This window comes from Azospirillum oleiclasticum (assembly GCF_013423485.1).
Lineage (GTDB): Bacteria > Pseudomonadota > Alphaproteobacteria > Azospirillales > Azospirillaceae > Azospirillum > Azospirillum oleiclasticum.
On sequence record NZ_JABFFR010000050.1, the window covers coordinates 25,273 to 46,792 of the forward strand.

Below are 21,520 nucleotides of genomic sequence, written 5' to 3' on the forward strand. Positions count from 1 at the left end.
CCGCATGTCCCGCGACATCGTCATCGTTGGCACCGCCCGCACCGCCATCGGCACCTTCGGCGGCGCGCTGAAGGACGTGCCCCTCACCAGCCTCGCCACGACGGCGGTCAAGGCGGCGCTGGAGCGTTCGGGTGCTCCGGCCGACGCGGTGGGGCATGTGGTGATGGGCAACGTCATCCCGACCGAGACCAACGACGCCTATCTCAGCCGCGTGGCGGCGATCGACGCCGGCATCCCCAAAGAGGTGCCGGCCATGAACGTCAACCGGCTCTGCGGTTCCGGTCTCCAGGCCATCGTCTCGGCGGCGCAGTCGATCCTGCTGGGCGACGCGGACGTGGCGATCGGCGGCGGTGCGGAGGCGATGAGCCGCGGCCCCTTCATCGCGCCGGCCATGCGCTGGGGCGCCCGGATGGGCGACGGCGCGCTGGTCGACTACATGGTCGGCATCCTGCACGATCCCTGGCACAAGGTGCACATGGGCATCACGGCGGAGAACGTCGCCGCCCGCTACGGCATCGACCGCGAGGCGCAGGACGCGCTGGCGCTGGAAAGCCAGCGCCGCGCCGCCCGCGCCATCGCCGGAGGGCGCTTCAAGGACCAGATCGTCCCGTTGGTGATCCCCAGCCGCAAGGGCCCCGTCACGTTCGACACCGACGAGCATGTCCGCGCCGACGTCACGCCCGAGGGGCTGGCGAAGATGAAGCCGGTGTTCAAGAAGGACGGCACGGTGACCGCCGGCAACGCGTCCGGCATCAACGACGGGGCGGCGGCGGTGGTGCTGGCCGACGCCGCGCGGGCCGACGCCTTGGGCTTGAAGCCGCTGGCCCGCCTCGTCGGCTACGCCCACGCGGGCGTCGAGCCGGAGGTGATGGGCATCGGCCCGATCCCGGCCAGCCGCAAGGTGCTGGAGCGCACCGGCCTGTCGGTCGCCGACCTCGACGTGATCGAATCCAACGAGGCCTTCGCGGCCCAGGCCTGCGCCGTGACCCGCGAGCTGGGGCTCGACCCGGCGAAGGTGAACCCCAACGGCTCCGGGATTTCGCTCGGCCACCCGGTGGGGGCGACCGGCGCCATCATCACCATCAAGGCCATCCACGAGCTGCACCGCACCGGCGGCCGCTACGCGCTCGTCACCATGTGCATCGGTGGCGGCCAGGGCATCGCCGCCGTGTTCGAGCGGATCTGAAGCTGGGAGAACGGCCGGTCAGAAGCTGTACCGGCCGTTCACCGCGATGGCGTAGTTCTCGTCGTCGCGGCGCAGCACCTGGGCCGAGCCGAAGACGCCGACCGTGAAGTTGTCGGCCAGCGCCGCGCGCAGGCCCGCACCCAGCACGGCGCCGTTGCGGTCGCCGTTCTCGCTGGAGCGCACGTCCACCTCGTAGCTGGCGGCGACATAGGGATTGATGGTGGGCGACACCGCGTAGGACAGCTCGCCGCCGACGCGCAGCTGCCCCAGATAGACCGAGCCGGGGTCCACCCGCAGCCCGGCGTCGGTGCTGTAGCTGTCGAACCGCTCGCGGCTGAAGCTGGTGCCGACGATGCCGGTCATGGTCCAGTCCGACACCGTGTGGACGGCGGTCAGGTTGGCGGCGACGATCAGCCGGTTGCTGTCGAAATTGCCGGTGTCCACCACCCCGCCGCGCATCTCGCGCAGGCGGTTGGACAGACGGCCGGCCGCCACCTGCACATCGGCGCTGAAGGTGTCGTCGATGAGATAGCCGGCGTAGGCGACCAGCGAGCCGCCATGCGCCTTGCGGTCGCCGTCGTTCTGCTGGATCGACAGGGTGGACCGCTCCAGACCCACGGCAGCGCCCAGCACGAGGCTGCCGACCGTGTAGTCGGCGCCCACCAGCAGCGTGCGGCCCCAGCCGTCGAACTTGCCGCCGGTCTGCGAATTGATCAGCCGCGACGCCCCGCCGTCCGCCCAGGCGGCCAGCCCGGTGGAGCCGCCATTGCCGGCGGCCAGCCCGCTCTCCGACTCGATGCCCGCGGTGGCGCGGCCGCGGCGGGCCGCCATCGCCTCGCGCACGCGGCCGGACACGGCGGCCACCACCGTGCGCACGACGCTGCGGGTCTGCTGCTCGGCGGTGGTGGAGATGGTTGCCTCCGCCTCCTGCGCCGCCGAGGCGGTGCCGCCGACGATCACGACATCGATGCCGCCGGTCTGTTCGGCCGGCACGACGCTGGCGGTCACGCCGTCGAGGTTGGTCTGCACGGAGGTCACGCCGGTGCCGGTGATGCCGTCGGTCGCCTGGATGACGTTGAAACGTTCACCCTCCGCCGGGGTGAAGCTGTCGGCGAAGACCACCAGCATGGTGCCGCCGTTCAGTTCCGCCGTGCCGGTGACGGCGTAGACGTCGTAGCTGCCGGCGGTGCGGCCGTTGACCTTCACCTCGATGGTGCCGGAATTGACGGTCAGCCCGTTGCCGATGGTCATGGTGCCGACCGAGCCGCCGGTCGTCAGCGTGCCGCCGTTCAGGGTGACGTGGCCGGTGATGGTGCCGGTGCCGCTCAGCACGCCGCCGGGGTTGACCAGCACGTTCGCCGACTCGATGCGGCCCGTGCTGTTGAAGGACAGCATCTTGGACAGGGCCGACGAGCCGCCGCTGCTGCCGAGCCGCACCGTCGTGGCGCGCAGCGTGGCGCCGTCGTTGACCGTCACGCTGCCGGTGCCGCCCTCGGCCGTGCTGCCCGCCGTGTAGCCGATTCCGAGTTCGGAGCCGGCGTCGAGCACGGTGCCGGTGCCGCTGAGCAGCACCGTCCCGCGGCCGCCGGCTTCGGCACCGACGAACAGGCCGCCGTTGGCGCCGCCGGAGGTGTCGATGGTGACGGTGGAGCCGCCGGTCATGGTCAGCGAGCCGGTGCCGGCCTGACCGATCAGGGCCTGGGCGCCGCCGCTGTCCCTCTGGTCGGTGCCCGACAGCCGCACCGAACCGCCGGACGTCATCACCATCGTGCCAACGCTTCCCGCGGCGTAGCCGACGGTCAGGTCGAGCGTGTTCAGCCGCCCGCTGTCGGTGATCGCCAGCGAGCCGGTGCCGTTGGTGCCGACCGCCACGGATGCGCTGCCGCCGCTGACGGTGACCGTGGACCCGCTGCCGGACACCAGCATCGCACCCGATCCCCCCGAGACCGAGCCCGTGCCGCCGATGGTCAGGCCCGCGGTGAGCGGAGTGCCGGTGTTGAAGGTGAGCGTGCCGCCGTCGAGAACGTCCAGCCGGCCGCTTCCGGCGCGGCCGACCTGGAAGAAGGGGCCGTTGTCGCTGGCGGCGCCGCTGCCGCTTACGGTGAGGGACGATCCGGCCCCGGTCACCACAAGCGAGCCGGTCGACCCCGATTCGCGGGCGATCTGCACGCCGGCGACCGTCTGGCCGGCGTCCACCGTCACGGTTCCGCCCTGTTCGACCCGGAAGGTGCCGGTGCCGAAGCGTCCGACCTGCAGGATGATCGACTGGTCGTTGGTGCCCGTGCCGCTCAGGGCCAGCCGCGACCCGCTGCCGTTCACCGTCATGGTGCCGTTGCCGGCGACCTCCTGGCCGAGGACGACCGCGGCGCCGTTGGCGCTCGACAGCGTCACGGAGCCACCGGAGGTGACGGTGGCCGTGCCGGTGTTGTCGCGCCCGACGTGGAGCGAGCTGACGCGCTGGGCGGAGAGCGTCAGGGCGGACCCGGTGCCGGCGACCTCCAGCGTGCCGAGGGCGCCGCCGCGGCCGACATTCACGACCGCGTCCAGCGCGCCGGAGGTCAGGTCGACCGTGCCGCCGTTGAGGACGCTCAGGGTGCCGTTGGCCGCCGTCCCATTCCGACCCACGTTCAGATAGGCGCTCGCGGCGGTCGATTGCACCGACAGCCGCGAGCCTGAGCCGGACACCACGATCGTGCCCACGCCGTTGGTGTTTTGCCCGGTGCCACCGATCTGCACGCCGTCGTCGCCGGTGTTGGTGCCGGTGTCCTGCACCAGCACGCGTCCGCCCGCATCGATGGTGAGCCGGCCGTTGGCCCCGGCGTTCCGCCCCACCGACAGCGTCGCCTCGCCGGCGTCGTCGCCGCTCACGCCGGCCGAGATGGTCCACAGCGCGTTGTTGGTCACCTGGGCCGTGCCGGTGGCGCCGTTGCGGCCGATGTGGAAGGCGCTGGTGCCGTTGCCGCCGGTGCGCAGCTCGGTGCCGCGGCCGGTCAGCAGCAGGCTGCCGTTGCCGGCGCCGGTCTCGCCATTGCCGGCGTTGCTTTCGCCGATGGTGGCGAACTCGCTGACCGTCAGGATGGTGGCGTTGTTGACCGTCAGCGACCCCGTGCCGAGGAAACCCACCGTGTAGCCGGTCAGCGTGCAGGCCGTCGCTCCGGTCGCGCAGGAGCCAGACACTCCGTTCGTACCAGTGAACAGCACGTCGCCGTGGGCGGCACCGGCGAGGAGGGGAACGGACGCGACGAGAGCGGTGGTGCCGAGAAGCACGGCACGGGCGAAGGACGGCATGGCGGCGTTCTCCAGGGCCACCACGGGGGTGGGCGGCTCGGACGGGGGGCGTGTGTTCTTTTGCCGTCGATTCTACCGGAACAGGCCTGCCGGCCTACTACTTTTGGGACGCAGGGTCGTAGCGGGCGGCGAGGTGTGTCGCGCCGGCGACACTATTCGGCAAACTCCCAACGCACACTCTCGTTGTGTTGGCCGATGGTCGGGACCGGATTCGGCGCGAACGCGTCGTCGTTCCAGCGCTGCGGCGGTGCCACCATGGAGACCGGGCCGGTGGGTGTGTCCACCGCGATCCGGCGGAGCTGGGGGTGGGTGGACAGCTCCGCCACCCCGTTGACGGAGCCGAAGGCGATGCCGGCTCGGCTCAGCCGCTCCCGCGCCTCCTCCCGGTTCATCGCCGCGAACACCGCGCCGATGGCCGCGTCCAGCGCCGGACGGTTGGCGACGCGGGCGGTTCCGCTGGCGAAACGGGGGTCGGTCGCCAACTCCGGCCTCTCCAGCGCCACCTCGCACAGGCGACGCCATTCCCGCTCGTTCTGGATGGAGATCACCACCGCGTGCCCGTCGCCGAGCGCGAAGGCACCGTAGGGGGCGATGGACGGGTGGTTGAGGCCAACCCGTCGCGGCGCCTTGCCGCCATAATCCTGGTGCAGCAGCGGCACCGTCATCCAGTCGGCGATGGCGTCGAACAGCGACACAGAGACCCCCCGGCCGCGCCCCGTACGTTCCCGCTCGTACAGCGCCTGGAGCACGCCGGCGTGCGCGTACATCCCGCAGGCGATGTCGGCCACCGACACGCCGACGCGGCCCGGCGCTTCCGGCGCGCCGGTGATCGACGCCAAGCCCGTCTCGCACTGGATCAGCAGGTCGTACGCCTTCATGTCGCGGTACGGCCCGTCCTCGCCGTAGCCGCTGATGTCGCAGGTGATCAGCCGCGGGTGCTTCGCGCGCAGCGCCTCCGACCCGAAGCCGGCCCGCTCGGCCGCGCCGGGGGCGAGGTTCTGCACCAGCACGTCGGCCCGCGCGATCATGCGGGCCAGCAGGGCGGCGTCTTCCGGTTGCTTGATATCGAGGACGATGGATTCCTTGCCGCGGTTGAGCCAGACGAAATACGCGCTCTCCCCATGCGCGACATGGTCGTACGCGCGGGCGAAATCGCCCTCGGCCCGCTCGATCTTGATCACCCGCGCCCCGGCGTCGGCCAGCCGCGACGTGCAGAAGGGAGCGGCCACGGCCTGCTCCAGGGCGATCACGAGAATTCCGTCCAGCGGTGCGTTCATGTCCCGTCCCTGCGTCGCCGTTCGGGGGCCGGAACGTCCGGCGCGGCGTTGCCCGGGTATAGCACGGCCGGCACGCGGTCGTCAGCGCTCCCGGGGATCAGGCCAGCAGTGCCGCCAGCACGGCGTTGAGCCGCTGGCGCCCGGCCTCCGTCGCCCGCAGCCGCTCCGCCGTCACCTCGATGAAGCCGCCGGCGGCCAGCCGCTCCAGCGCGCCGGGGGCCGCCAGATCGTGCAGGTCGCGGCCGGTCTCCGCCCGCAGCCGCGCGAGCGGCACGCCCTCGGCCAGCCGCAGCCCCATCATCAGCATTTCCGACGCGCGTTCCTCCAGCCCTACGGTCTCCGGCGCGTGGGCGCCATGGCCGTCGCGCTCGACGCGCTCCAGCCAGATTTCCGGGGCGCGGTGGGCGCGGGTGGCGAGCTTCGTGCCGTCCAGGGTCAGCCGCCCGTGCGCGCCGGGGCCGACGCCGACGTAATCGCCGTAGCGCCAGTAGGTCAGGTTGTGCCGGCTCTCCTCGCCCGGTCGGGCGTGGTTGGAGATCTCGTAGGCCGGCAGCCCGGCCGCATCCAGCACCGCCTGCGTTGCCTCGTAGAGGTCGCCGGCCGTCTCCTCGTCCGGCAGAACCAGCGCGCCGCGGGCGTGCAGCGGGAAGAAGGCCGTCCCCTCCTCGATGGTGAGCTGGTAAACGGACAGATGCCCGACCGCGAAATCGAGCGCGCGCCGCAGCTCCCGTTCCCAGTCCGGAACGGTCTGGCCGGGGCGGGCGTAGATCAGATCGAAGCTGAAACGGTCGAAGATCGAGCGGGCCAGCCCGATGGCCTCCAACGCCTCCGCCGCCGAATGCTGGCGGCCGAGGAAGCGCAGCGACGCGTCGTCCAGCGCCTGGATGCCGAGCGACACCCGGTTGACCCCCGCCTCGCGGAAACCGCGGAAACGCCCGGCCTCCACCGAGGTCGGGTTGGCCTCCAGCGTCACCTCCAGCCGGTCGGCCACCGGCCACCGCGCGGCCACCCGGTCGACCAGCGCCGCCACCGTGGCCGGCTCCATCAGCGAGGGCGTTCCGCCCCCGAAAAAGATGGACGTAACCGTGCGTCCGGCCGTTGCGTCCGCGTAATGGTCAAGTTCGCGCAACAACCCCGCCCGCCAGCGTTCCTGGTCGATGCGGTCACGGACGTGGCTGTTGAAGTCGCAATAGGGGCATTTGGCCTTGCAGAAGGGCCAATGCACGTAGATCCCGAAACCGGGATCGTGGTCTACCGGAAGCATCGCTCCACCAGTTGCCGGAAGGCGTCGGCCCGGTGGCTCATCGCGTGCTTGGCCGCCGGGTCCATCTCCCCGAAGGTGATGTCGAAGCCTTCCGGAACAAAGATCGGATCGTAACCGAAACCCTTGTCGCCGCGGGGCGGCCAGACGAGGGTGCCGTCGCAGCGCCCCTCCACCGTCTCCACATGCCCGTCCGGCCAGGCGAGCGACAGGGCGCAGACGAAATGCGCGCTGCGGTCGGCCCTGCCGGCCAGCCCGTCCTCCACCCGCCGCATGGCGGCGGTGAAGTCCTTGCCCGGTCCGGCCCAGCGGGCCGAATAGATGCCGGGGTCGCCGCCCAGCGCCGTCACCGCCAGCCCGCTGTCGTCCGCCAGCGCGATGTGACCGGCCGCCGCGGCGGCGCGCGCCTTCAGTTCCGCGTTCGCAATGAACGTGTCGCCGGTCTCTTCCGGCTCGGGCAGGCCAAGCTCGCCGGCGGATTGGATCGCGGGCACCCAGGCCCCGAGCAGCTCGGCGATCTCCCGCAGCTTGCCGGGGTTGTGGGTGGCGATGACCAGCCGGTCGCCGGCGAATCGGCGCGGCGTGCTCACGTCGTCACCGCCAGCGCCGCCTTCTGCAGCGCCACCAGCTCGTCCACCCCCTTGCGGGCGAGGCCCAGCAGGGCGTTGAACTCGGCTTCGGAGAAGGGCTTCTCCTCCGCCGTGCCCTGGATCTCGACGATGCCGCCGTTGCCGGTCAGCACGAAGTTGGCGTCGGCCTGGGCGTTGCTGTCCTCGGCGTAGTCGAGGTCGAGCACCGCCGTGCCCTGGTAGAGGCCGCAGGACACGGCGGCCACCGCGTCGGTCAGCGGCATGCGCTTGATCGCCCCGATCTCCAGCAGATGCTGGAAGGCCAGATGCAGCGCCACGTAGCTGCCGGTGATGGCGGCGGTGCGGGTGCCGCCGTCGGCCTGGAGCACGTCGCAGTCCACCTTGATCTGCTTCTCGCCCATGGCCGCACGGTCGGTGACGGCGCGGAGCGCCCGGCCGACCAGCCGCTGGATTTCCTGGGTGCGGCCGCTCTGCCGGCCCTTGGCCGCCTCGCGGTCGGTGCGGCTGTGGGTGGAGCGGGGCAGCATGCCGTATTCCGCCGTCACCCAGCCCAGCCCCGTGCCCTTCAGGAAGCGCGGCACCGTCTCGTCCACGCTGGCCGTGCACAGCACATGCGTGTCGCCGAACCGCACGAGGCAGGACCCTTCGGCGTATTTGCTGAAGCCGGGTTCCAGCGAAACGGTGCGGAGCTGGTCGGTCGCGCGGCCGGAGGGGCGCATGGTCGTGTCCTCGGAAGTTCGGATGTGCCGGGTGTTCGGGCCGGCAAGCTAGCGCCCGGCCGCCCGCGCGTCCAGTCCCGCCCCTGACTGCGTTGATTCGGCGAGCCGGCCTGCCTAAATTCCACAGGCGCGCGGTGCCGTCGGATTTCGCCGCCGGCCGCCGCACCGTCACCCGTTGACCTTGAATCAGGAGCGATGATCAGCGAGCTGAATCAGAGATCGCGGGAGATCTTCCGGTTGATCGTCGACGCCTATGTGGCGTCCGGGGAGCCGGTGGGATCGCGCACCATTTCGCGGCGGCTGGGTATGGCGCTTTCGCCGGCCACCATCCGCAACGTCATGGCCGACCTGGAGGAGCAGGGGCTTCTCTACTCCCCCCACACCTCGGCCGGCCGCATCCCGACCGAGGCGGGGCTGCGCCTGTTCGTCGACGGCCTGCTGGAGATCGGGTCGGTGACCGAGGACGAGCGCACCGTCATCGAGGCGAAATGCGCCTCGGCCGGCCGATCCCTGCCCGACGTGTTGAACGAGGCGACCGGCATGCTGTCGGGCCTGTCGCGCTGTGCCGGGCTGGTCATGGCGCCCAAGACCGACCGGCCGCTGAAGCACATCGAGTTCGTGTCGCTCGGCCCCGGCCGCGCGCTGGTGGTGCTGGTGAACGAGGACGGGCTGGTCGAGAACCGGGTGATCGAGGTGCCGCTCGGCCTACCCGGCAGCACCCTCCAGATGTCGTCCAACTACCTCAACGCCAAGCTGTCCGGCCGCACGCTCGAGGAGGCCCGGACGGAGGTGCAGCAGGAGCTGGACAGCCACCGCACCGAGCTGGACGAGCTGTCCCGCCGGGTGGTGGAGGCGGGTCTCGCCACCTGGGGCGGCACCGCGCAGGAGGGGCATCTGATCGTCCGCGGTCAGGCCAAGCTGCTGGAGGACGTGACCGCCCTGTCCGACCTGGAGCGCGTGCGCTCCCTGTTCGAAGCGCTGGAGACCAAGGAGGCGATGCTGCGCCTGCTGGACGCCACCGGCCGGGGCGACGGCGTGCAGATCTACATCGGCGCCGAGAATGTGCTGTTCCGCCATTCCGGCTGTTCGCTGATCATCGCCCCCTTCCAGAACAGCCGCGAGCGGGTGATCGGTGCCATCGGCGTGATCGGCCCCACCCGCATCAATTACGCGCGCATCATCCCCCTGGTGGATTATACAGCCAAGGTCGTCGGCCGTCTGATCGGCTGATCCAGCGAGACCCACCCGCAAGCAGCCACCGACCAAAAGAAGCAAGTGAGCGACATGAGCGATCCCAACACGAAGCCCAACGACAGCGCCAACCCCACCGAGGCGCCGGCAACCGCCGAGGCCGCCGCCCCGTCCGACGAGCGGGTGGCGAAGCTGGAGGCCGAGGTCTCCAGCCTCAAGGACCAGCTCCTGCGCGCCATGGCGGAGACCGAGAACACCCGCCGCCGCGCCCAGCGCGAGCGCGAGGACACCGCCAAGTTCGCCGTGTCCAGCTTCGCCAAGGAGCTGCTGGCGGTGTCCGACAATCTGCGCCGGGCGCTGGAAGCGGTGCCGGCCGAGGCGCGCGAGACCGACGACGTGATGAAGAACCTCGCCGTCGGCGTCGAGGCGACCGAGCGCCAGCTCGCCGCCGCCTTCGAGCGGGCCGGTATCCGGAAGCTGGAGCCGATGGGCGAGCCCTTCGACCCCAACTTCCACCAGGTGATGTTCGAGATCGAGAACACCGGCAAGCCCGCCGGCACCATCGTCCAGGTGCTCCAGGCCGGCTACACCATCCACGGCCGCCTGCTGCGCGAGGCCATGGTGGGCGTCGCCAAGCGTGGCGCCGACGAGCCGGTGCACGTCGACACCAAGGCGTGAGCGCCGGGGCGAAGGAGACACCGAAGCCGGCGCAACGCCGGCTTCGTCACCCTCACCGCTGGATCAGCGCGCTCTCCTTGCCGGTCACCACGAAGACGCGGGCGTAGACCTTCAGCAGGGCGTCGATCAGAGCGTTGACCGGGCGGCTGCGAATCGCCGCCTTGCGGGCGGGGTCCACGTGCAGCACCACGCTGTCCGGCGTGTCGTTGAAGGAGGCCAGCGCGCCGATGCGGTCAGGACGGAATTCGTCGGGGAAGGCCTCGTCCATCAGCCAGAAGCATTGGAAATTCCGGCAGGAGGGCGGGCGCTCCCCGTAGGCGGTGCAGCCCTTGCCCTGGTCGCACAGCTCGCACCATCTGGCGGCGGGCTTCTTCAACTCGGGCACGCCCATCAGCTTGCAGCAGAGGGTGCACTCGCCGCACTGGCGGTCGGTCATCAGGTCTTCTCCACCGGGGTCTTCTCCACGGGCGTCCGTTCCAGCGCCGGAGCGAACAGGAACTCGCCGTCCGGGTCATGGGCGTGAAAGCGGCGGCGCGCCGTAGCATGGCTGGACACCGCGTAGCAATAGACGCAGCCGTGCGGACAGGTGTCGTACTCGCCGATGTCGCGGCTTTCGGCGCACAGGCAACCGGGGCGGTTGCCCTTCTCCCGCGCCTGGACCGGCCGGCCCGCGACGTCGGACAGGCGGTCGGCGTCGACGCAGCGGGCCGGGGCCGTGCCGGGCGCTCCCTCCAGCCCCGGCTGGGTGCACAGGGTGAGCGCCATGCCGTGATCGGCGGCGATGGCGGCGAGGTCGGCCAGCAACGCGCGCTTCTCCTCCGGCTCCGGGTCGCGCCAGCGCAGGCCGGCGGCGTCCAGGTTGCGGACCGTCTTGCGGTAGGGCTGCATGAAGGAGACGACCACCTCGTCCGTCGCCCCGGCGAGCGCCGCGGCGATGCGCGCGAAGCGCTCCCGGTGCCAGGCGGGCGGGGTCGGGTCGGTCACCACCACCGGGTCGTAGCGCCACACCGCCGCCCGCGGCCCGCGGCGGTCCCGCAGCTCCTGCACATGGTCGGCCGCCCGCTCCCAGCCGGTGACGGACCGTTCCAGCGCACCCGGCAGGCCGGTGATGCTGTACTGGACCACATACGGAAGGCCCAGCCGCTCCACCGCCTCCAGCCCGGTGCGGAAGGGAGCGAGATTCTTGGTCCAGAACACGAAGCCGTCGACCGCCGCACGCGTCAGATCGACGCGGCCGGGCCGCCCGCCATAGGGGTTGACGGTGCGGCAGTACCCCGCCTCCAGCCGCTTCAGGAACCAGCGTCCGTAAAAGGCGGGGATGTCGGTCTTGTAGCTGGCGGATACGATCATCCCCGACCATGTGGGCGGTCGGAAAGGCCGGTCAAGCGGACTCCGGCCGCGGCGGGGTGGTGTCGCCCGGTCCCAGCGCGCGCTGCATCAGCACGCTGTCCACCCAACGGCCGAGCTTGAAGCCGACCGACGGCAGCAGCCCGACCCGGGTGAAGCCCAGCGCCTCGTGCAGCCGGATCGATCCGGCGTTGCCGCTGTCGCCGATCACCGCCACCATCTGGCGGCAGCCGGCCACTTCGCACAGGGCCACCACCCGCTCCAGCAGCGCCCGCCCGACGCCGCCCCCGGCCAGCCCCTGCGCCACATAGACGCTGTCCTCCACCGTGTGGCGGTAGGCGGGGCGGGTACGGTAGGGGCCGGCGTAGGCGAAGCCGATGACGGCGCCGTCGCGCACCGCCACCAGATGGGGCAGGCCGCGCGCCAGCACGTCGGCGCGCCGACGGCCCAGCTCCGCGGTGTCCGGCGGCACCTCCTCGAAGGAGGCGATCCCGTGCAGCACGTGGTGGGCGTAGATGGCCTGGATGGCGGGCAGGTCGTCGGGGGTGGAGATGCGGATCACGGGGTCCATGCGCAGGGCCGGCTTTCGGTTCGGAACGGTCGCCGCTATGGTGCCGCAAAAGCTGTGGGGTTGGCGATGGCGGACGAGCGGATGTTCGGCGGGCGGACGATCGAGCGGGACGGGGTTGTGCGGTTCCGGCTCCCGGCGGACTGGACCATCCGGATGGAGGAGCACGAGGGCCACGCCGTGACCGCCTTCGACGCGCCCGGCGGTGGCACGCTGCGCCTCGTCACCGACCGCGTCACCCCGCCGCGGGCGGGCGAGGGCGGGACGGCGGTGCTGCTGCGGGAGATGGCGCTGCGCTTCGTGCGGCCGGACGATCCGCGCTGCGGCGACCGGGTGGTGGAGGACCGGCCGGGGGGCGGTCTGATCGCCAGCGCGGTTTTGCGGACCGACGAGGATGGGCGCACGACCTGGCACGGGCACGCGGAGGCGCATTACCTGTGGATGCTGGGGGCCGAACAGGGCGGCCGCGTGGCGGCCGCCATGTTCAGCTTCGCGCTTTCCACCGCGCAGGATGGCGAAGAGGCGGCGGTCGCCGCGATCGGAACGGCGGACGCGGCGATCCGGGCGGCGGCTTTTCCCCTGTAGCGGCCGCCGGAGCGCGCGCGGCGCTCAGCAGTGGCCGAAGCCGCCGGCCATCAGGGCCTTGAGTTGGGCGGAGTGCGGGTCGTGCGCCATGGCGGCCTCTTCCGCGGCCAGCGCCGCGAGCCCGATGAAGCGGGCGAGATCCTCCAGATCGCTGCACGCGGCATCGTGCTGCAGACTGTCCAGGCAGGATTTGATGGCAAGTGCCACGCCGCGCCGATCATCCCTCATCGTTCACACCCCTAGATCCGTTGCTCGATCCGTTGCGACCGCCTCCCACCACCTAAGGCAGAAGGTCCGATGCGGCAGGACGGAAATTGTCGGCAATTCCGCCCATCATTGCCGTATTGGGATAACGCTATACCATAAGAGGGATTAGGCTCAACTATTAGAATCTTGGGACAAGCAAAAGATCGCAGCAACCGCCAATTGCCGATAGCATAGAATCCACACGGGCAGCCATTAACAAACCGTTAAGATCGCATCTAGACTATTGATTCTGCACTTTGATACTGTGACGGGCTGCGGCGGCTGGCCTGCATCGAAGAATTGAGTGCAGGGCATGGTGACTTCAACTTGAATACCGCCGTATTCAATTTGTGTACAAATATTCTTGCGCCGCCCGCCTTGTCCGCCGGCTTGGCCGCGCCACCCCGCCGGGCCGTGTGTCAGGGGCGTTGCAGCGTCCGGCGCACCTGCCTATATCTCCCCGCGTACAGTCGTGTCTTGTCACCCCAACCGTTCCAACGACCCGAGTGGGGATGCGGGCGGTGCCGTGACCACGGGCCACCACGCATCTGCCGGAAACCAGAGGTTCAACATGAGCAAAGTCATCGGCATCGACCTCGGCACCACGAACTCCTGCGTCGCCGTCATGGAGGGCTCCAGCGCCAAGGTGATCGAGAACGTCGAGGGCGCGCGCACCACCCCGTCGATGGTCGCCTTCGCCCAGAACGGCGAGCGCCTGGTGGGCCAGCCGGCCAAGCGGCAGGCGGTGACGAACCCGGAGAACACCTTCTTCGCGATCAAGCGCCTGATCGGCCGGCGCTACGACGATCCGCTGACCACGAAGGACAAGGGCCTCGTCCCCTACAAGATCATCTCCGGGGACAACGGCGACGCCTGGGTGGAGTCGTTCGGCAAGAAGTACAGCCCGAGCCAGATCAGCGCCTTCATCCTGCAGAAGATGAAGGAGACGGCGGAGAACTATCTGGGCGAGAAGGTGACCCAGGCGGTCATCACCGTCCCGGCCTACTTCAACGACAGCCAGCGCCAGGCCACCAAGGACGCCGGCAAGATCGCGGGCCTGGAGGTGCTGCGCATCATCAACGAGCCGACGGCGGCCGCGCTCGCCTACGGCATGGAGAAGAAGGGCACCGGCACCATCGCGGTCTACGACCTCGGCGGCGGCACCTTCGACATCTCCGTGCTGGAGATCGGCGACGGCGTGTTCGAGGTGAAGTCCACCAACGGCGACACCTTCCTGGGCGGCGAGGACTTCGACGCGCGGATCATCGACTACCTCGCGGACGAGTTCAACAAGGAGCAGGGCATCGACCTGCGCAAGGACAAGCTCGCCCTCCAGCGCCTGAAGGAGGCGGCGGAAAAGGCCAAGATCGAGCTGTCGTCCTCGATGCAGACCGAGGTGAACCTGCCCTTCATCACCGCCGACCAGTCGGGGCCGAAGCACCTCAACATCAAGCTCACCCGCGCCAAGCTGGAAGCCCTGGTGGACCAGCTCATCCAGCGCACGATCGAGCCCTGCAAGGCGGCCCTGAAGGACGCCGGGCTGAAGGCCAGCGAGATCGACGAGGTCATACTGGTCGGCGGCATGACCCGCATGCCCAAGGTGATCGAGGCGGTGAAGCAGTTCTTCGGGCGCGAGCCGCACCGCGGCGTGAACCCGGACGAGGTGGTCGCCATCGGCGCCGCCATCCAGGGCGGCGTGCTGAAGGGCGAGGTGAAGGATGTCCTGCTGCTCGACGTGACCCCGCTGTCGCTCGGCATCGAGACGCTGGGCGGCGTGTTCACCCGCCTGATCGACCGCAACACCACCATCCCGACCAAGAAGGGCCAGGTCTTCTCCACGGCGGAGGACAACCAGAACGCCGTGACCATCCGCGTCTTCCAGGGTGAGCGCGAGATGGCGGCCGACAACAAGATGCTGGGCCAGTTCGACCTGGTCGGCATCCCGCCGGCCCCGCGCGGCGTGCCGCAGATCGAGGTGACCTTCGACATCGACGCCAACGGCATCGTCAGCGTCATGGCCAAGGACAAGGCGACCGGCAAGGAGCAGCAGATCCGCATCCAGGCCTCCGGCGGCCTGTCCGACGCCGACATCCAGAAAATGGTGAAGGACGCGGAGGCCCACGCCGCGGACGACAAGAAGCGGCGCGAACTGGTGGACGCCCGCAACCACGCCGATGCGCTGATCCACACCACCGAGCGCACCATCAAGGAGGCCGAGGACAAGATCCCCGCGGCCGACAAGGCGGCGGCGGAAACGGCGGTGGCCGAGCTGAAGGGCGTGATGGACAGCGACGACATCGCCGCCCTGAAGGCCAAGACCGACGCGTTGGCCCAGGTCTCCATGAAGCTGGGCGAGGCCATGTACAAGGCCGGCCAGGCCGATCCGGGTGCGGCCGCGGCGGGTGCTGCCGGTGCGGGTGCCGCCGGTGGCGCGCCCAACGAGCCGGGCGTGGTCGATGCCGACTTCGAGGAAGTCGACGACGATCACAAGAAGAAGTCGGCCTGAGGCCGTGTGTTGAGGCTTCGGCCGTCCGTTGTCGTACCGTCCCGGTCCCGATTCCGCTTCCCAGCGGTCGGGCCGGGACGCTATACCGGATGGTCGGTGACGCGCTCGGTGGGCCATGGCGAAGCAAGATTATTACGAGCTGCTTGGCGTGCAGAAGGGCGCCTCTGCGGATGAGCTGAAGAAGGCTTACCGCAAGATGGCGATGCAGTATCACCCCGATCGCAATCAGGGTGACAAGGACGCCGAGCAGAAGTTCAAGGAAATCAGTGAAGCCTACGAGGTCCTGAAGGACGAGCAGAAGCGGGCCGCATACGACCGTTTCGGCCACGCGGCGTTCGAGAACGGGCGCGGCGGCGGGCCCGGGGCGGGCGCTGGCGGCTTCAATTTCGATTTCGGGTCCGGCGGCTTCGCCGACATCTTCGACGAGATGTTCGGGGAGTTCATGGGCGGCGGTCGGCGCGGTGCCGGCGGCGGCTCGGGGCGCGGCCAGGATCTCCGCTTCAACCTGGAGATCACGCTGGAGGAGGCGTTCAAGGGCACCCAGACCACCATCCGGGTCCCGACGTCGGTCGTCTGCGACACCTGCAGCGGTTCGGGTGCCGCGGCCGGCACGCAGCCTGTCACCTGCCCAACCTGCTCGGGCCATGGCAAGGTGCGGGCGCAGCAGGGCTTCTTCACCATCGAACGCACCTGCCCGGCCTGCCACGGCCAGGGCCGGGTGATCAAGGACGCCTGCAAGAGCTGCGGCGGCGCCGGGCGGCTGCGCAAGGAAAAGTCGCTCCAGGTCAACATCCCCGCGGGCGTCGAGGACGGTACCCGCATCCGTCTGGCGGGGGAGGGGGAGGCCGGGTTGCGCGGCGCGCCGCCGGGCGACCTCTACATCTTCCTCGCCCTGGCACCGCACCCGATGTTCCAGCGCGACGGTGCCAACATCCACTGCCGCGTGCCCATCCCGATGACCACCGCGGCTTTGGGCGGGACCATCGAGGTGCCGACCATCGAGGGCAGCCGCACCAAGATCACGGTGCCCCCCGGGACCCAGAGCGGTCACCAGTTCCGCCTCCGCTCCAAGGGCATGTCGGTGCTGCGCAGCCCGCAGCGCGGCGACATGTACATCCAGGCGGTGGTCGAAACCCCCGTCAACCTCACCAAGCGCCAGCAGGAGCTGCTGCGCGAGTTCGAAAAGGCCGGCAAGGAAGGCAGCCACCCCCAGTCGGAGGGCTTCTTCGCCAAGGTCAAGGAACTCTGGGAGGATTTGAAGGACTGAGGAAGCCCTCTCCCGCCAGCCGCGGGGGAGGAAGGAGGCAGTGCGGCGGGAGGATGTGGGCTGGGCTTTCCTCCATATCCGCCAGCCCCCACGCCGCGTGCCCACCCGTCCCATTTGCCGGTGAACCCGGCGTGGACTCTGCCGAAAATCGTCTTCGGATGCGGCGTTGCAACCGCACGCTCTCCCCCGGTGTCGAGGCGGTGGGAGTTCCCGCCGCGCGTGATGGGTCAGATCGCGTGCCGGGAGTTTCCGCCGCTGTACATTCTGTTAATGAGAATGCGATCGACCTTATGCGCGCGATGCGCGTATTATGCCCGCAGATGCATGTTTGGGGGAGGCGCGCCGTGTCACTCACCGATGTCGGCGCTCTTTCACCCATTTCCTCCAGCGAGGACGAGGCCAAGCCACCGACGGTCATCGCACCCGCGCAGCCTCCGGCCGCGGTGATCGCCGTCCACACCCAGCTTTCGCGGGAGATGCATGATTTTCGAAGGCTGTGCGCCAGCCTCACGCTCGCTACCATCGGTGCGATGGCGGTGACCTGCCTGTGGGCGGTCGAGCATGCCGGCGCACTGGGGCGGCCGGCGCGGTACGTGGCCGTCTACCTGCCCATCGTCATCGGCGTGTTTGGTCTCTATGTCACCCGCATGCTGTACGACTACTTCCGGGACATCGCGCGAGTGATCTGCAATCTGGACGAGGCGCTGGGGCTCCACACGCCCGGGATCTATCTTACTGGCCGTAGCCTCTATCCGGAGCACTGGAAGTCGTTCGGCACCAGCCGGTGGGACGAGCCGACCTTCCGGGTATCGGCCGTCTCGTTGTCGTTCACCATTTTCGTGGTCGGCTCGATACTTTGCTCGGTTTTCCTGTAACGGCTGTTGTGGGAACGGCCGCGCCAAGCGGTCGCACCCTTGATGCTTGACGCGGGACGGTGTCGCTGGGACTCTGGGGGACCCGGATCGGCGGGCACGCAGCCACGGACTCCGGTATGGGCCGGACGGAACAGCGTTGCCGACGGAGGCATTCGCGTGTATGACCGTGGCTTGAACTTCCTCCGGTTGTTCACGGAAAGGGCCTTCAAAGCCGTGAGCGGCGATCTCTCGCTCGCCCAGCTCCGGGATCTGCTGCTTCCCGGCGGGCACACCACGCTGATCCAGCGCCGCCGCGCCTTGCTGATCCAGTCGCGCATGCGCATGGTCGCCGGCGTGTTCGCGCTGCTGACGCCGCTGTGGATCATCATCGACGTGCTGATCTTCACCTGGCCGCTGTCCGGCTGGCTGGCGGCGCTGCGCATCGCGGCGAGCGGGGCCTTCGGCTGGCTGGCGCTGCGTTACCGCGTCACCGACGACGTGGGTGCCGCGCGGCGCGGGCTGGCGCTGCTGCTGGCGGTGCCGACGGTCTTCTTCCTGCTGTCCCATCCGCTCCTGAACGAGGACCACATCGCCGGTGCCGGGGTGGCGATGGCGGCGGGCTACGCCTTTCTGCCCTTCGTGATGGTGGCGGGGCTCAGCGTCTTCCCGCTGACGGCGCTGGAGGGGGGGCTGTTCGCGCTGCCGCTGCTGGTGGCGCATTTCGGGACCGGGCTCTACGGCTCGATCGTCTTTCCCTTCCCGTCCTATGTCGGGGCCTTGTGGCTGTTGCTGCTGATCATGGTGGTGGCGACGCTGGCGGCGATGAGCCAGCTCCATTTCATGATGGCGCTGGTCGAGCAGGCCTCGCACGACGCGCTGACCGGCGCCTTCGGCCGCCGGGTGGGGGAGGAGCTGCTGCGCATCCAGTATGGTCACGCCCGCCGTGCCGCCCTGCCGCTGTCGGTGGTGTTCTTCGACCTCGACGATTTCAAGGCGGTCAACGACCGTCACGGCCACGAGGAGGGCGACCGCACGCTGCGCGACACCGCCCGCACCATCCGCGGCATGCTGCGGCAGACCGACGTGATGATCCGCTGGGGTGGGGAGGAGTTCCTGGTGGTGATGCCCAACACCACCCGCGACGGCGCCTGCGCCGCGGTGGAGCGGCTGTGCGCCCGCGGGCTTGGCCGCCGGCCGGACGGCACCGGACAGACCGCCAGCGTCGGCATCGCCGAGCTGTCGCTCGACCGCCCGGAGAGCTGGGAGACGCTGGTCGACCTCGCCGATCACCGCATGTACCTCGCCAAGCAGGCCGGCAAGAACCGCATCGTCGCCGGCGAGGGCGTGGGCTCCGCGTCTCCCGATCACGTGGATGCGGCGGATTAGGCCATCGCCGGTCGTGATGATGACCGGGCCGGGCGCCCGCCCGGTGGGGACCGCGGCTGGAGGCATGGCATGATCGCAACGGAATCGGGTCGGCGTCGGCGGACGCCGCGGTGGAGACCGGTGCTGTGGGGCACGATCGCGGTCCTGCTGTTGCTGCCGCTGGTGGCGATGCGCTTCACCGACGAGGTCGCCTGGGGTGTGGAGGATTTCGCCGCGGCTGGCGCGCTCCTCGTCGGGGCGGGAGCGGTCTTCGAACTCGCGGTGCGCCGGACGGGCAAGCCCGCGCATCGGGTCATGATCGCGGCCGTACTCGTCGGCCTCGTGCTGACGGTCTGGGCGCACGCCGCCGTCGGGGTTTTCTGAGGGGTTATCGCCGCTGCGGCCGGGTCACAGGCTGGGCTCCACCACCCGCTCCGGCGGCAGGCTGACCGTCACCGTGGTGCCGCATCCCTCGCGGCTGTCGATCCACAATTTGCCGCCATGCAGCTCGACCAGGCTGCGCGTGATCGCCAGCCCCAGGCCGGTGCCGCCGAAGCGCCGGCTGATCGAGGTGTCGGCCTGATGGAAGGGCTCGGTGATGTGCGCCATAGCCTCCGGCGAGATCCCGATGCCGGTGTCGGCGATGCCCACCACCACCGGCCCGCCCGCCACGGACTCCACGGTCACCGTGACCGTCCCGCCGGCCGGGGTGAACTTGACGGCGTTGGACAGCAGGTTCAGCAGGATCTGGCGCAGCGCCCGCTCGTCGGCCATCACCCAGGGCGGATCGCCGACCATCCGCACCGACAGCGCCACCCCGCCCTTGCCGGCCGGCACCTCGTTCAGGGCGGCGCAGGCCGCGATCACTTCGCCCAGATCGACGGGTCGTTCCTCCAGGGCCAGGCGCCCGGCCTCCAGCTTCGACATGTCGAGGATGTTGTTGATGAGGTCCAGCAGATGAATGCCGCTCTGGTGGATGTGGGTGGCGTACTCCCGGTAGCGATCGTTGCCGAGCGGCCCGAACATGCCGTGCACCATGATTTCCGAGAAGCCGATGATGGCGTTCAGCGGGGTGCGCAGCTCGTGGCTCATGGTGGCGAGGAAGGCGCTCTTGGTGCGGCTGGCGCTCTCCGCCAGATCGCGCGCGCGCGCCAGACGCTCCGCCGCCTCGACCCGGTCGGTGATGTCGCGGGCCAGGAACAGCGCCATCGGGCGGGGCGCGAAATCGGCCGGCAGGACCGCGGTGCGCCCCTCGAACCACGCCGGCCGCCCGGCCCGAGTGGTCAGCGGGTACTCGAGCCGCTGCGGGCCGCCGCCCTCGATGGTCTGCCGCGTCGCCGCCAGCAGCCGGTCGGCCACGGGCTCCGGCAGCACATCGTGCAGGCGGCGCCCGTGCAGTGATTCGGCGGGAACCGCCAGCAGGTCCGGGCTGCCGTGGCCGATCACCTCCGTGTAGCGTCCGTCACCGTCCAGGATGAAGGCGAGGTCCGGCAGCGCGTTGACCATGGCGGTCAGCCGCCCGGTGCTGGCGCGCGCCTGCGCCTCGCTCTCGCGGAGCGCGCGGGTGGTGGCCTCCAGCGCGCGGAGCTGGCGGAACAGCAGAAGCGTCAGCGCCACCACGAACAGGAAGGCCGCGGCGCTGGCGGCCATCCGCTGCCACATGTTGGTGCGCCACAGCGCCAGGAAATCCTCCTCCGCCAGCCCCACCGTCACCAGCACCGGCAGGTCGGTCGCCGCCCGCATCGAGCGCACCCGCAGCTTGCCGTCGATGGGCGACACGCTGTGCAGTGTGCCGCGGTAGCCCGGCTCGCGGATGCGGGTGACGATGTCGGAGAAGCGGGCGGGGTTCTCCGACAGCGCGGCGTCGCGGGGGCGGCGGGCCAGCACGTAGCCGTCACGCGACCACAGCGTCACCACCCCGTTCGGCCCCACATCCAGGCTGGCGTAGAAGCGGTCGAACATGTCGAGGTCGATCACCGCGTAGGCGATGCCGGCGAAGGCGCCGGCCGCGTCGGTGATGCGCCGGCTGACCGCGACGAACCAGCCGCGCCCGAGCCGGCTGCGGATCGGTTCCGAGATGAACATGCCCGCATCGGGGCGGTCGCGCTGCACCCGGAAATAGCTGCGGTCGGCAATGTTGAAGGTCGGAGGGATCCCCGTGCCGTCCACCCGGACATTGCCCTCGGCGTCGGTGACCACCAGATTGCGGTAGGGAAGCGACGGGTCGAGCCGTTCCTGGATCAGCTCCATCGCCTCCTCCGGCGACAGGCCCGGCCGGCCGGCGCGGTGGCTCATGCGGTCGGCCAGCGACGCGGCGGCCAGATCGGCGATGCGGAACGCCGACGAGGCGTGCAGCTCCAGCGTCTCCGCCAGATTGCCGGTCTGGCGGGTGGCTTCGGCCACCGCCTCCTCGCGGGTGCGGACGATCTCCAGCACCGCGTCGGCCGCAAGACCGCAGACGACCAGCGCCACCAGACACAGCAACGCGATCCGCAGACGCACGAACAACATCGGCGGCAACGCTGCGATGGCCGCGCTGCCGGATTCGGGTCTGGCGGTCACGGCCCTGCTGCGTCCCCTATCGTCCAATCC

Annotated in this window: 18 protein-coding genes and 1 pseudogene; 9 read left to right on the forward strand and 10 right to left on the reverse strand. The window is 70.1% G+C overall.

Going from position 1 to position 21,520, the window contains the following annotated elements; translation table 11 throughout:
• The first annotated feature begins 4 nt into the window (after window positions 1–4).
• Entirely contained in the window at window positions 5–1,186 is a 1,182-nt protein-coding gene (locus HL658_RS32700) for an acetyl-CoA C-acyltransferase family protein (RefSeq protein ID WP_180286503.1), read from the forward strand.
• Window positions 1,187–1,204: 18 nt separating this feature from the next.
• On the opposite strand, the gene HL658_RS32705 is transcribed toward HL658_RS32700, so the two are convergent.
• The 5 genes from HL658_RS32705 to rph form a co-directional block, all read right to left on the reverse strand.
• Window positions 1,205–4,474 (reverse strand): beta strand repeat-containing protein, encoded by a 3,270-nt coding sequence (locus tag HL658_RS32705; protein WP_180286502.1) that lies wholly within the window; start codon window positions 4,472–4,474, stop codon window positions 1,205–1,207.
• A 152-nt stretch (window positions 4,475–4,626) separates the two neighbouring features.
• Entirely contained in the window at window positions 4,627–5,751 is a 1,125-nt protein-coding gene (locus HL658_RS32710; RefSeq protein WP_180286501.1) for a CaiB/BaiF CoA transferase family protein, read from the reverse strand.
• Window positions 5,752–5,848: 97 nt separating this feature from the next.
• Window positions 5,849–7,015 (reverse strand): radical SAM family heme chaperone HemW, encoded by a 1,167-nt coding sequence (hemW, locus tag HL658_RS32715; protein WP_180286500.1) that lies wholly within the window; start codon window positions 7,013–7,015, stop codon window positions 5,849–5,851.
• Window positions 7,003–7,602 carry an RdgB/HAM1 family non-canonical purine NTP pyrophosphatase gene (gene rdgB / locus HL658_RS32720; RefSeq protein WP_180286499.1) on the reverse strand — a complete coding sequence of 200 codons (600 nt, stop codon included), beginning with the start codon at window positions 7,600–7,602 and terminating at the stop codon, window positions 7,003–7,005. Before rdgB ends, hemW begins: the two co-directional genes overlap by 13 nt.
• On the reverse strand, window positions 7,599–8,321 hold the full coding sequence (rph, locus tag HL658_RS32725; RefSeq protein WP_180286498.1) for a ribonuclease PH: 723 nt from the start codon (window positions 8,319–8,321) through the stop codon (window positions 7,599–7,601). The genes rdgB and rph overlap by 4 nt, the downstream gene beginning before the upstream one ends.
• 195 nt (window positions 8,322–8,516) lie before the next feature.
• On the opposite strand from rph, the gene hrcA reads away from it, so the two are divergent.
• Both hrcA and grpE read left to right on the forward strand, forming a co-directional pair.
• Window positions 8,517–9,551, forward strand: coding sequence for a heat-inducible transcriptional repressor HrcA (gene hrcA / locus HL658_RS32730; RefSeq protein ID WP_180286497.1), 1,035 nt, complete (start codon window positions 8,517–8,519; stop codon window positions 9,549–9,551).
• 39 nt (window positions 9,552–9,590) lie between these two features.
• A pseudogene (gene grpE, locus HL658_RS32735) lies at window positions 9,591–10,190 on the forward strand (nucleotide exchange factor GrpE); the annotation flags it as partial.
• A 52-nt stretch (window positions 10,191–10,242) separates the two neighbouring features.
• Here grpE and HL658_RS32740 read toward each other — a convergent pair.
• From HL658_RS32740 to HL658_RS32750, 3 genes are read right to left on the reverse strand one after another with little or no spacing between them, the layout of a single operon-like run.
• The gene (locus tag HL658_RS32740) at window positions 10,243–10,626 is read right to left on the reverse strand and encodes a hypothetical protein (RefSeq protein ID WP_180286495.1); all 384 of its coding nucleotides are present in this window, start codon (window positions 10,624–10,626) and stop codon (window positions 10,243–10,245) included.
• A complete protein-coding gene (locus HL658_RS32745; RefSeq protein ID WP_180286494.1) occupies window positions 10,626–11,540 on the reverse strand; it encodes a DUF1848 domain-containing protein in 915 nt (304 codons plus the stop codon). Before HL658_RS32745 ends, HL658_RS32740 begins: the two co-directional genes overlap by 1 nt.
• Window positions 11,541–11,571: 31 nt before the next feature.
• The gene (locus HL658_RS32750) at window positions 11,572–12,108 is read right to left on the reverse strand and encodes a GNAT family N-acetyltransferase (RefSeq protein WP_180286493.1); all 537 of its coding nucleotides are present in this window, start codon (window positions 12,106–12,108) and stop codon (window positions 11,572–11,574) included.
• Window positions 12,109–12,174: 66 nt separating this feature from the next.
• Between HL658_RS32750 and HL658_RS32755 the strand changes: the two genes are divergently transcribed.
• On the forward strand, window positions 12,175–12,690 hold the full coding sequence (locus HL658_RS32755) for a hypothetical protein (protein ID WP_180286492.1): 516 nt from the start codon (window positions 12,175–12,177) through the stop codon (window positions 12,688–12,690).
• Between the two features lie 24 nt (window positions 12,691–12,714).
• On the opposite strand, the gene HL658_RS32760 is transcribed toward HL658_RS32755, so the two are convergent.
• The gene (locus tag HL658_RS32760; RefSeq protein WP_343055405.1) at window positions 12,715–12,897 is read right to left on the reverse strand and encodes a hypothetical protein; all 183 of its coding nucleotides are present in this window, start codon (window positions 12,895–12,897) and stop codon (window positions 12,715–12,717) included.
• A gap of 610 nt (window positions 12,898–13,507) precedes the next feature.
• On the opposite strand from HL658_RS32760, the gene dnaK reads away from it, so the two are divergent.
• From dnaK to HL658_RS32785, 5 genes are all read left to right on the forward strand, one after another.
• Window positions 13,508–15,442 (forward strand): molecular chaperone DnaK, encoded by a 1,935-nt coding sequence (gene dnaK, locus HL658_RS32765; protein ID WP_180286490.1) that lies wholly within the window; start codon window positions 13,508–13,510, stop codon window positions 15,440–15,442.
• Between the two features lie 115 nt (window positions 15,443–15,557).
• On the forward strand, window positions 15,558–16,709 hold the full coding sequence (gene dnaJ, locus HL658_RS32770; RefSeq protein ID WP_180286489.1) for a molecular chaperone DnaJ: 1,152 nt from the start codon (window positions 15,558–15,560) through the stop codon (window positions 16,707–16,709).
• Window positions 16,710–17,053: 344 nt separating this feature from the next.
• Entirely contained in the window at window positions 17,054–17,584 is a 531-nt protein-coding gene (locus HL658_RS32775) for a hypothetical protein (RefSeq protein WP_180286488.1), read from the forward strand.
• Window positions 17,585–17,797: 213 nt separating this feature from the next.
• On the forward strand, window positions 17,798–18,949 hold the full coding sequence (locus tag HL658_RS32780) for a GGDEF domain-containing protein (RefSeq protein WP_343055406.1): 1,152 nt from the start codon (window positions 17,798–17,800) through the stop codon (window positions 18,947–18,949).
• 69 nt (window positions 18,950–19,018) lie between these two features.
• Window positions 19,019–19,312 carry a hypothetical protein gene (locus HL658_RS32785; RefSeq protein ID WP_180286486.1) on the forward strand — a complete coding sequence of 98 codons (294 nt, stop codon included), beginning with the start codon at window positions 19,019–19,021 and terminating at the stop codon, window positions 19,310–19,312.
• Window positions 19,313–19,336: 24 nt separating this feature from the next.
• Here HL658_RS32785 and HL658_RS38110 read toward each other — a convergent pair whose 3' ends face one another.
• A complete protein-coding gene (locus tag HL658_RS38110; RefSeq protein ID WP_180286485.1) occupies window positions 19,337–21,490 on the reverse strand; it encodes an ATP-binding protein in 2,154 nt (717 codons plus the stop codon).
• Window positions 21,491–21,520: the final 30 nt, after the last annotated feature.